The following is an 11008-nucleotide window of genomic DNA, read 5'->3' as shown; positions in this document are numbered from 1 at the left end:
GGTCTGGGGTTTCCGGGAGGTCGGCGGCAGCGACTACGTCGTCTGCCTCAGCAGGGCCGGGTCCTATCAGCAGGCCATCGAGGCCTGCGCCGACGAATTCACCCAGCGGGTCGAGGACCAGTTCTCGCTGACGGTCACTCCGACGCCGTAGAGCGGCCGGGAAAGTACTTCACGATCCCCTCCTGAACCACGGTGGCCAGCAACCGGCCGGAGCCGTCGAAGAAATGGCCGCTGCCCAGGCCACGGGAATCCGCCGCGACCGGCGACGTCGTCGAGTACAGCAGCCAATCGTCGAACCGGAACGGCCGGTGAAACCAGACGGAGTGGTTGGTGGTGACCGCGAAGATCCGGTCGTAGCCCCACGACAACCCGTGGGTGGTGATGATCGAGTCGAGCACCGTGGTGTCCGAGGAGTACACCAGCGCCGCCCCGTGCAGAACCGGATCGTCGGGCATGGCGCCGCGAGCCTTCATCCAGACCCGGTTGTGGGCGAGGCGCTCCCCTTTGTCGCGCATCACCCAGGCCGGATCGTTGGTGTAGCGCCATTCGATCGGGCGCAGCGCGTTGGCGAAGTGCGGCACCACGTCCTCGTAGCCGCGCAGCAGATCGTCGATGGGCGGCAGGTTCTCGGGGTCGTCGAGCTGTGGCGCCTCGACGCCGTGCTCGAGTCCGCGGCCGCCGGTCAGATACGACACCATCGCCGAGGTCAGCAACTGCCCCTTCTGCATCACATCCACACGACGGTTGGCGAACCGGCGTTCGTCACGTAACCGGACGACGTGGAACTCCAGGTCGAGCTCCGGGTCGCCGCCGGCGATGAAGTGCACGGACATCGCGCTGGGCGGCAACTGGTTGTCCAGGCTTCGGCCGGCCGCGACGAAAGCCTGCGCCATCATCTGCCCACCGAAGGTGCGGATGGGGTTCTTGCTCGGATGGGTGCCGAGGAACAGGCTGTCGTCGAGTCGGTCGAGTTGCAGGATCGCCAGCAGCTCGTCGAAGTCACTCACCGTCGGCTCGCCCCCGGAACTAGACGTCGTCCTCCCCGATGCGGTGGACGTGGATCAGATTCGTGGAGCCTACTGTGCCCGGAGGCGCGCCTGCGACGATGACCACCAGGTCGCCCCGCCGGTAGCGCCCCATCTCCAGCATCGACTTGTCCACCTGGCGGATCATGCCGTCGGTGGTCTCGATGTGCGGAACGATGAAGGTCTCCGTGCCCCAGGTCAGTGCGAGCTGGCTGCGGACCTCGGGCAGGGCGGTGAACGCCAGCACCGGCAGCGGAGTGTGCAGCCGGGCGAGGCGGCGCACCGTGTCACCGGACTGGGTGAACGCGACCAGGGCCTTTGCATCGAGGCGTTCGCCGATGTCACGCGCGGCATAGGAGATGACGCCGCGCTTGGTACGGGGCACATGCGTCAGTGGCGGCGCGGCCACCGAGTTGTCCTCGACGGCCGAGATGATGCGGGCCATCGTCTTGACCGTTTCGAACGGGAACTTGCCCACCGAGGTCTCGCCCGAGAGCATCACGGCGTCGGCACCGTCGAGCACGGCGTTCGCGACGTCGGACGCCTCGGCGCGGGTCGGGCGGGAGTTCTCGATCATCGACTCCAGCATCTGGGTGGCGACGATGACGGGTTTGGCGTTCTCCCTTGCCATTTGGATGGCACGCTTCTGAACCAGCGGGACTTCCTCGAGAGGAAGCTCCACGCCCAGGTCACCGCGGGCGACCATGATCGCATCGAAGGCGAGCACGATGGCCTCGAGATTGTCGATGGCTTCCGGCTTCTCGAGCTTGGCGATGACGGGCACACGACGGCCCACCCGGTCCATCACCTCGTGCACCAACTCGACGTCGGCGGGCGACCGCACGAATGACAGGGCGATCAGGTCGACACCGAGCCGCAGCGCGAACTCGAGATCGTCGATGTCCTTCTCCGACAGCGCCGGGGCCGAGACGTTCATGCCGGGCAGCGACATGCCCTTGTTGTTGCTGACCTTGCCGCCCTCTGTGACCGAACACACCACGTCGTTGCCGTCGATGTGCTCCACCACCAGGCCCACGTTGCCGTCGTCGACCAGCACCCGGTCCCCCGGGGAGGCGTCCTGCGCCAACCGCTTGTAGGTCGTCGACACCCGGCCGTGATTACCCTCGAAATCCTCGACGGTGATCCGCACCGTCTCACCGTTGGCCCAGACGACCGGACCGTCGGCGAACCGGCCCAGCCGGATCTTGGGTCCCTGCAGGTCAGCCAGGATTCCGACGGCGTGCCCGGTGACGTCGGAGGCTGCCCGGACCCGCTTGTAGTTCGACTCGTGGTCGGAGTAGTCGCCGTGGCTGAAGTTCAGCCTGGCGACATCCATTCCGGACTCGACCAGCTTCCTGACCGCCTCTTCCGAGGCGGTGGCGGGGCCGAGCGTACAGACGATCTTTCCGCGTCTATTCACGGCTGTTGAGCATAGTCGTTAATCGATTCAGACGACGGCCAGCGGAAGGGCACCCGGCCTGACCGGCGCGGGAAGGTCGGACTCCCCCATCAGAAAACTGTCCACCGCGTGTGCGGCGCTGCGGCCCTCCGCAATCGCCCACACGATCAGCGACGCGCCGCGATGGGCGTCGCCACACACGAACACCCCGGGGGCGTCTGTCTGCCAGTCCTGGCCACACGGCAGCGCACCGCGCCGGTTGAGCGTGAGCCCGAGCCCGTCCAGCAGCGGCATGTGGTCGACACCGTCGAATCCGATCGCCAACAGGGCCAACTCGCACGGAATCTCCAACGAGTCCCCGACGGGCACGATATGGCGTCGGCCGGTGGCGTCGCGCTCGACCTTCACCTCGGCGATCTCCATCGCCCGCAGGTTGCCCTGCTCGTCGCCGATGAAGCGCTGCACCGCCACCTGGTACCGGCGGTCGCCGCCCTCGGCGTGGGCGGGCGACAGCCGGGTGCGCAGCACGATCGGCCACGTCGGCCACGGTGAGCGCGAGTCGTCGCGCAACTCCGGCGGTTCGGGGTTGTAGTCCAGTTGGGTCACCGACGCGGCACCCTGCCGGTGGGCGGTGCCCAGGCAGTCCGCCCCGGTGTCACCGCCGCCGATGATCACGACGTGCTTGCCTGCGGCGCTGATCTCACTGGGACCGTCGCCCTCACATTCCTTGTTCGCGGGCACCAGGTGCTCCATCGCCAGGTGCACGCCGTTGAGATGTCGCCCCTCCACGTCGTTGTCGCGCGCCCGCAGCGCCCCGACCGCAAGCACCACGGCATCGTGCTGCGCCCGGAGCGCCTCGATCGTCAGGTCGACGCCCACCTCACAGTCGGTGACGAAACGTGTTCCCTCGGCGCGCATCTGAGCCAGGCGCTGATTCAGACCCGACTTCTCCAGCTTGTACTCGGGGATGCCGTAACGCATCAGTCCGCCGATCCGGTCGTCACGCTCGTAGACGGTGACGTCGTGGCCGGCGCGGGTGAGCTGCTGGGCTGCGGCCAGCCCGGCGGGGCCGGAGCCGACGACTGCGACGCGCTTGCCGGTGGAGATCGCCGCCGGCTGCGGTTCGATGAGGCCGTCCATCCACGCCTGGTCGGCGATCGTCTGCTCGATGCGTTTGATCGTCACGCTGCCGCCCGTCTGCTCCTCGGCGATCGACAGCACACACGCGGCCTCGCACGGCGCGGGGCACAGCCGGCCGGTGAATTCCGGGAAGTTGTTCGTCGCGTGCAGCCGATCGCTGGCCGCGTCCCAGCGTCCCCGGCGTACCAGATCGTTCCACTCCGGGATCAGGTTTCCCAGCGGGCAGCCGGCGGTTCCGGAGTGGCAGAAGGGAATTCCGCAGTCCATGCAGCGACGGGCCTGTTGGGACACCTCCCCCGCGCGCTGATGGGGGTCCTGCTGTTCGTACACCTCCCGCCAGTCGCCGACCCGTTCGTCCACCGGCCGCTTGGTGGCGTCGATGCGGTGTACCTCGAGAAACCCATGTGGATCAGCCACGGCTTGCCTCCATGATCGCTGCGTCGACGTCGCGCCCCTCGGCCTTGGCCATCCGGGTGGCCTGCAGCACCCGCTGGTAATCGCGCGGCATGACCTTGGTGAACAGCGCACTGCGCCTCGGCCAGTCCGACAGCAGCGACGTCGCCACCGTGCTTCCGGTGTAGCGGGCGTGCTGGGTGACCACTTCACGCAACCACAGCAGGTCCTCCGGTTCGAGGCGCTGCAGTTCCACCATGTCGGCGTTGACCCGCTTGGGATCCAGGCCCAGGACGAACGCGATGCCGCCCGACATCCCCGCGGCCATGTTGCGGCCGACCTTGCCCAGGACCACGACCCGGCCGCCCGTCATGTACTCGCAGGCGTGATCGCCCACACCCTCCACGACGGCCAGTGCGCCGGAGTTGCGGGCGGCGAACCGCTCACCCGCCTTCCCCCGCAGGTACACCTCGCCCGCGGTAGCGCCGTAGAGCAGGGTGTTGCCCGCGATGACATTGTCCTCGGGCAGGAACAACACATCGTCCTGAGGTCTGACGATCACCCTGCCACCTGAAAGCCCCTTGCCCACATAGTCGTTGGCGTCACCGATGAGCTCCATCGTGATGCCGGGCGGGAGGAACGCGCCGATCGACTGGCCCGCCGAGCCGGTGAGGGTGACATGGATGGTGTCATCCGGTAGCCCCTGGGCGCCGAAGCGCCGGGTGACCTCGCTGCCGAGAAGCGTCCCGACCGTGCGGTTGACGTTGCGGACCGGCAACTCGAGCCTCACCGGATGGGCGTCCTCGAGCGCGCCCTCGGCAAGCTGGATGAGGGTCCGGTCGAGTGCGTGGTCCAGGCCGTGGTCCTGGTCGCGGACCCGCCTGCGCTGGGGCAGTTCGACACCGTGGGCATCGGTGGGTATCGCGAAGATCGGGCTCAGGTCCAGACCCTTGCTCTTCCAGTGGGCCACCCCCATGTCGGTATCGAGCACCTCGGCGTGTCCCACCGCTTCGTCGAGACTCCGGAACCCCAACTCCGACAGGTATTTGCGGATGTCCTCGGCGATGAACCGGAAGAAGTTCTCGACGAACTCCGGCTTGCCGTTGAACCGCGCTCTGAGTTCCGGATTCTGCGTCGCGACGCCGACCGGGCAGGTGTCGAGGTGGCAGACGCGCATCATGATGCAGCCCGCCACGACCAGCGGCGCGGTGGCGAACCCGTATTCCTCGGCGCCGAGCAGTGCGGCGACGATGACGTCACGCGCGGTGCGCATGCCGCCGTCGCACTGGACGGTGATGCGATCACGCAGGCCGTTGAGCACCAGGGTCTGCTGGGTGTCGGCCAGCCCGATCTCCCACGGCGCGCCGGCATGCTTGAGGCTGGTCAGTGGCGCTGCGCCGGTGCCGCCGTCGTACCCGGAGATGAGCACCACATCGGCGTGGGCCTTGGACACCCCGGCGGCGACCGTGCCGACCCCGACCGAGCTCACGAGCTTGACGTGGATGCGGGCATCGGAGTTGGCGTTCTTCAGGTCGTGGATCAGCTGTGCGAGATCCTCGATCGAGTAGATGTCGTGATGCGGCGGCGGGGAGATCAATCCCACACCCGGAGTGGAGTGCCGGGTCTTGGCGATGTTGGGGTACACCTTGTAGCCCGGAAGCTGACCGCCCTCACCGGGTTTGGCGCCCTGGGCCATCTTGATCTGGATGTCGGTGGCGTTGACCAGGTAGTCACTGGTCACCCCGAAGCGCCCGGATGCCACCTGTTTGACCGCGCTGCGGCGCGTCGGGTCGTACAGGCGGTCCACATCCTCCCCACCTTCACCGCTGTTGGATCGGCCACCGAGTGCGTTCATCGCGACGGCCATCGTCTCGTGCGCCTCGGCGGAGATCGACCCGTAGCTCATCGCCCCGGTGTTGAACCTCGCGACGATCGATTCGACCGACTCGACTTCCTCGAGGGGCACCGGCTCGCGCAGGTCCTTGCGGAAATCGAAGAGTCCGCGCAGTGCGCCGCCCTCGCGGGCGAGTCGGTTCACCTCATCCGAATAGTTCTGGAAGACCTCGTAGCGGCCGGTGCGCGTCGAATGCTGAAGCAGGAAAACCACTTCCGGGGTGAAAAGGTGCAGCTCGCCCTCACGCCGGAACGCGTACTCGCCTCCGACCTCCAGCCGCCGGTGCACCCGCTCGGTGGGGTTCTCCGGATAGGCACGGCGGTGACGGAGCTTGACCTCCTCGGCGATGACCTCGAGGCCGATGCCTCCGAGTTGGGTGGGCGTGCCGCTGAAGTACTCGTCGATGACGTCCCTGTTGATGCCGACCGCTTCGAAGGCCTGCGCGCCGGTGTAGGAGGCGACGGTGGAGATGCCCATCTTGCTCATCACCTTCATCACGCCCTTGCCGAGTGCTTTGAGGTAGTTGCGGACCGCGGTGGCCGCCTCGATGCCGGTGAGTTCCCCCTCGCGGATCAGATCCTCGATCGACTCGAAGGCCAGGTACGGGTTGACCGCGGCGGCGCCGAAGCCGATCAGCATCGCGATGTGGTGGACCTCTCGGGCGTCACCCGACTCGACGACCAACGCCACCGCCGTGCGCTCTTTGGTGCGCACCAGGTGGTGGTGCACCGCCGAGACGGCCAGCAGCGACGGAATCGGCGCCTTGGTGTGGTCGGAGTCGCGGTCCGAGATCACCAGTGTGCGAGCACCTTTGGCAATCGCCTCGCATGCCCGCAGCCTGAGATCCTCGAGAGCTTCAGACAGACCTTCACCGCCGCGTTCGACATCGTAGAGAGCCCGCAGGACAGCGGTGCGCAGACCGGGTTGTTCTCCGTCGTCGTTGATGTGGACGATCTTGTTGAGTTCGTCGTTGTCCAGTACCGGCCAGCGCAGCATGATCTGGCGACATGACGCCGCAGTGGGTTCGAGCAGATTGTGCTCGGGACCCATGACCCGCGACATCGAGGTCACCACCTCTTCGCGGATGGCGTCCAATGGCGGGTTGGTCACCTGGGCGAAGAGTTCGACGAAGTAGTCGTAAAGAAGCTTCGAGCGCTGCGAGAGCACCGCGGTGGGCGTGTCGGTTCCCATCGATCCCAGTGGCTCGGCCCCCGAGGCCGCCATCGGGGTGAGCAGGATGCGCAGGTCCTCCTCGGTGTAGCCGAAGGCGACCTGGCGGCGGACCACCGATTCGTGGTTAGGCTGGACCCGGGCACGATCAGGCAGCGTCTTGAGGTCGAGAAGTCCGGCGTGCAGCCATTCGCCATACGGTTCGGCCTCGGCGAGTTGCTCTTTGACCTCGTCGTCGGAGACGATGCGGCCCGCTGCCGTGTCGATGAGAAACATCTTGCCCGGCTGCAACCGGCCCTTGGCCACGATCTCGGCGGACGGCACGTCCAGTACGCCGCTCTCGCTGGCGAGGATGATCCGGTCGTCGATCGTGCGCCACCACCGTCCCGGGCGTAATCCGTTGCGGTCCAGCACAGCTCCGACGAGTGTCCCATCAGTGAAGGTGACACAGGCGGGCCCGTCCCACGGTTCCATCAGCGATGCGTGGAACTGCCAGAAGGCCCGCTCGGCGGGATCCATCGTGGTGTTGTTCTCCCACGCCTCCGGAATCATCATCAACACGGCGTGGGGCAGGCTGCGGCCGCCGAGGTGCAGCAGTTCGAGAACCTCGTCGAACGACGCCGAGTCAGAGGCCTTCGGCGTGCAGATTGGCGAAAGCCTGCTCATGTCACCAGGGATGCGGGCACTGCCGAGCATGGCTTCACGGGCGTGCATGCGGTTGCGATTGCCGCGCACCGTGTTGATCTCACCGTTGTGCGCGACGAAGCGGAACGGGTGCGCCAATGGCCACGACGGGAAGGTGTTCGTCGAGAAACGGCTGTGCACGATCGCGATGGCGCTGACACAACGGTCGTCACGCAGGTCCGGAAAATATTGGGGCAGCTGCATTGTCGTGAGCATGCCTTTGTAGACCATGGTGCGGGCCGACAGGGACGGGAAGTAGACGCCGGTGCGCTCAGCACGCTTTCGCATCGGATACACCCGGCGATCAAGGTCCACACCACCGAGGTGGTGGCCGGGTGCTGCAACGAACAGCTGCGACATGTGCGGCATACACCCCAGCGCAGTCGCGCCGATCTCAGCGCCCACGGGGTCGACGGGCACGTCGCGCCACCCGAGTACTTCGAGCCCCTCCTCCGCGGCGATGGCCTCGACGGATTCACGTGCGGCCGATCGGGCGGCCTGGTCCTGGGGCAGGTAGCAGGTGCCGGCAGCGAAGGTGTTGGTGCCGTCGGCCGCAGAAGGCGGCAGGTCGAAATCGACGACGTCGCGCAGCAGGTCGACGGGAAGTTGGATCAGGATGCCCGCCCCGTCGCCGCTGTTGGGTTCCGCGCCCGCCGCGCCACGGTGCTCGAGATGCTCGAGCGCGGTGAGACCGTCAGCGACGATCGAGTGCGAACGCCGACCCCGGATATCGGTGACCATGGCAACACCGCACGAGTCCGACTCGTTGTCGGGGTCGTACAAGCCTTGAGGTTCGGGCAATGCCGAGAACAGCATGGACATGGGCCTCCGCAGTCCTGAAATTCCTTGTCAGGGACTGCACCGGCCCGTCGTGCGAGTGTATCAGCGCCGCGCGTTGGCTACCCGTCGAGAATCGTCGGGACCAGCGGGAATCCGGGCAGATTCCGGACAATGGTCCACGTCACCGTCGCGGCGATGATGACCACGAACGCCGGTGGGTTGAGCACCGGTTTCCCCTTGCTGCGCCGCACCAGAACCCAGGCCAACAGCATCGGGAGCCCGATGAGGAGAAAAGCATTGTCGACCAGGGCGGCGGCCAGGTCACCGTGCAGGATGTCGTGGGTCATCCGCAACCCGCCGCAGGCCGGGCAGAGCAGGCCTGTCAGCGCCTGGAACGGACACGGCGGGAAGACGAAACTGGGGCTGTGTGGATTGCCGATCCCGATGTAGGCGAGGCTCCCCACCACCAGCGCTCCCGTGCCGAGGGCGCCGATCCGCTGTTTGGTGCTAAGTGCCATCACGGAGCGGGCGCCCGTCCGGATCCCGCACCTTGTCGGTGAGGATCAGAACCGCGTCGATGATGCCCCAGATGACGGCACCGATGCCGCAGGTGAGAATTCCGACGACGAGCTGGGCGATGCCCAGGCCCGTGTACCCGAGGTAGATGCGTCCGATACCGACCAGGCCGAGCAGCCCGAGCAGCTGCAGTAGTCCGGAGACCACCTTGGACTTCTCCGAGAAGGGTTCGCCGGTCATCGGATGCCGACCGTAGGGCGCCGACGGGTCGGCGTAGGCGGGCGGGTATTGGCCTGGCGGCGGCCCATATTGCCCTGGTGGCGGCGGATACTGCCCGGGCGGGGGGAACTGGCCGGGCGGCGGGTATCCCTGCTGCTGCGATGGAGGCAAGTACGAATTGCCACCCTCGTTGCCACTGAACTGGGGCTCCGTCATGCGTCCAGCATGCCAGACCACCCACCCGTCAGAAAGGCGGCGGTTCGTAGGTGGCGGCCAGCCAGGCTTGATGGTCACGTTCGAGTTGGGCGTTGATCTCGAGACGCCGTTGCCGTTCCCGTTTGATCCGCGCCGCGCGCTCCTGACCGCGAGTACGTCGACGTTTCGGCATCTTCGCCCCTCGGTCGGCCGACGACTCGGCCGGCATCGACGCCTCGACCGTCGCCGTGGGCTGAGCCAGGGCCGGGAACAGCGCCGCTCCGTGCGCCTCGGTGGTGTACGTGTGCCCGGTCGGCGCCGTCAACACCACGCTGCCATCGGGGCGCTGGGCATCACTCCACCCCGTCGGGCCCGTGTAGAACGTTTTTACGATGTGGTGGGTTCTGCAGTATGCCTTGAGGTCCGAGGCGTGGGTCGCTCCGAAGGGCCACGGCATGGTGTGGTCGAGGTCGCAGTCCGCCACGGGTGCGTCACAACCCGGCCACCGGCATGTCAGGTCGCGCCACCGCACGAAATCGGCCAGCGTCGACGACGGCCGATAGCCCTTCTCCGGCTCGCTGCTTGGCGTAACCACCGGTTTGATCGTCGCGCCGGTAGCGAGTTCGCGCACCGACTCAGCCGGCAGAATCCCGAAACCCGGCAGATATCCGGGGCCATCGCCAGTCCCGTCTACGGTGGCGCGCTCAGCGAGGACATGGATCACTACGTCCGCCGCTGAATCCCGCAGCACCGACGCAGGGCACTCGGACGACCCGCACCGGCACACCAGCGAAGCTTCTTGGCGGCCCAGTGCTCCACACGCATCCGCACGCCTTTGCGATTTTGTGCGCGGGTCATTCGGGCACACCGTGTCGGCCAGCACATCCAACCGCTGATCCAGGGCCGCCGCATCCGCGGCGTTGAGGACGCCGCCGGCGTAGGCCATCCCGGGAACGTGCGGCCAGAGATCGAAGTAGCGGTTGTCCTTGGCCACCGGCGGAATCCGCACCCCGGCCTCGTCGAACTTCGCCACCCACAGGTCGAGCCGGTCGCGCAGCTTGTTGTCGGACAGCCGCATCCACCCCGGCGCGCGCGCCGCGATCGCCTCATCAACCGCAACAAGCACCGCGTCATCGACATTGTCGGTGCGCGCAATGATCGCCGAGACCATGCGGTAATCGATGGCGCCGGTGATGAACACCGCGGCCACCTTCGGCAACCGCTCATGTAACGCCACTGCGGCTCGCACCTGACCGCTCGCCCGCGCCCGGCTGATGTTCTGCGCCGCCGACACCTCGGCCGCGACCGCGACGGTCGCATCACACAGCCAGAGCTTCCGCTCGGCATAGTCGCGAGCCCGCTGGGTATGCAGCGCCGCGACCGCGGCCAACCGCTGAGCAATTGCGATCGATTCCGCGCGAGCGGCCGCGCTCATCACGTCGATGAGCTCAGCCGCCGGACGATCTTCGAACATACATGGCGCTCCACGGGTTTTCGTGGGTGCTTTTCCGCTGTTCAGCGGTGGTTTTTGGTGTGAGAGTGCGGTGTTCGGCGTGTCCGTGATGAGGTGAGGGACGCGCACGCGGTGGGCCT

Annotated in this window: 7 protein-coding genes; all 7 read right to left on the bottom strand. The window is 67.0% G+C overall.

The window, feature by feature from the left end:
* Window positions 1–134 precede the first annotated feature (134 nt).
* The gene (locus WA965_RS14245; RefSeq protein WP_526294400.1) at window positions 135–1007 is read right to left on the bottom strand and encodes an acyl-CoA thioesterase II; all 873 of its coding nucleotides are present in this window, start codon (window positions 1005–1007) and stop codon (window positions 135–137) included.
* 19 nt (window positions 1008–1026) lie between these two features.
* Window positions 1027–2445 (bottom strand): pyruvate kinase, encoded by a 1419-nt coding sequence (gene pyk, locus WA965_RS14240; protein ID WP_526294399.1) that lies wholly within the window; start codon window positions 2443–2445, stop codon window positions 1027–1029.
* A 27-nt stretch (window positions 2446–2472) separates the two neighbouring features.
* The gene (gene gltD, locus WA965_RS14235; RefSeq protein WP_526294398.1) at window positions 2473–3981 is read right to left on the bottom strand and encodes a glutamate synthase small subunit; all 1509 of its coding nucleotides are present in this window, start codon (window positions 3979–3981) and stop codon (window positions 2473–2475) included.
* Window positions 3974–8521 (bottom strand): glutamate synthase large subunit, encoded by a 4548-nt coding sequence (gene gltB / locus WA965_RS14230; RefSeq protein WP_526294402.1) that lies wholly within the window; start codon window positions 8519–8521, stop codon window positions 3974–3976. The genes gltD and gltB overlap by 8 nt, the downstream gene beginning before the upstream one ends.
* A gap of 83 nt (window positions 8522–8604) precedes the next feature.
* The gene (locus tag WA965_RS14225; protein ID WP_526294397.1) at window positions 8605–9003 is read right to left on the bottom strand and encodes a DUF2752 domain-containing protein; all 399 of its coding nucleotides are present in this window, start codon (window positions 9001–9003) and stop codon (window positions 8605–8607) included.
* Entirely contained in the window at window positions 8993–9436 is a 444-nt protein-coding gene (locus tag WA965_RS14220; RefSeq protein WP_178359244.1) for an NINE protein, read from the bottom strand. The genes WA965_RS14225 and WA965_RS14220 overlap by 11 nt, the downstream gene beginning before the upstream one ends.
* Window positions 9437–9464: 28 nt before the next feature.
* On the bottom strand, window positions 9465–10889 hold the full coding sequence (locus WA965_RS14215; protein ID WP_526294396.1) for an HNH endonuclease signature motif containing protein: 1425 nt from the start codon (window positions 10887–10889) through the stop codon (window positions 9465–9467).
* Window positions 10890–11008: the final 119 nt, after the last annotated feature.

Origin of the sequence: Mycobacterium sp., from assembly GCF_049683935.1 — a bacterium.
Taxonomy (GTDB): domain Bacteria; phylum Actinomycetota; class Actinomycetes; order Mycobacteriales; family Mycobacteriaceae; genus Mycobacterium.
This window is presented reverse-complemented; position numbering and strand designations above follow the sequence as displayed.

Excerpts from the sequence above, each read along its gene's own strand:
- gltB (WP_526294402.1), bottom strand. The coding sequence starts at position 8,521 with ATGCTGTTCTCGGCATTGCCCGAACCTCAAGGCTTGTACGACCCCGAC.
- WA965_RS14225 (WP_526294397.1), bottom strand. The coding sequence starts at position 9,003 with ATGGCACTTAGCACCAAACAGCGGATCGGCGCCCTCGGCACGGGAGCG.
- WA965_RS14220 (WP_178359244.1), bottom strand. The coding sequence starts at position 9,436 with ATGACGGAGCCCCAGTTCAGTGGCAACGAGGGTGGCAATTCGTACTTG.
- WA965_RS14215 (WP_526294396.1), bottom strand. The coding sequence starts at position 10,889 with ATGTTCGAAGATCGTCCGGCGGCTGAGCTCATCGACGTGATGAGCGCG.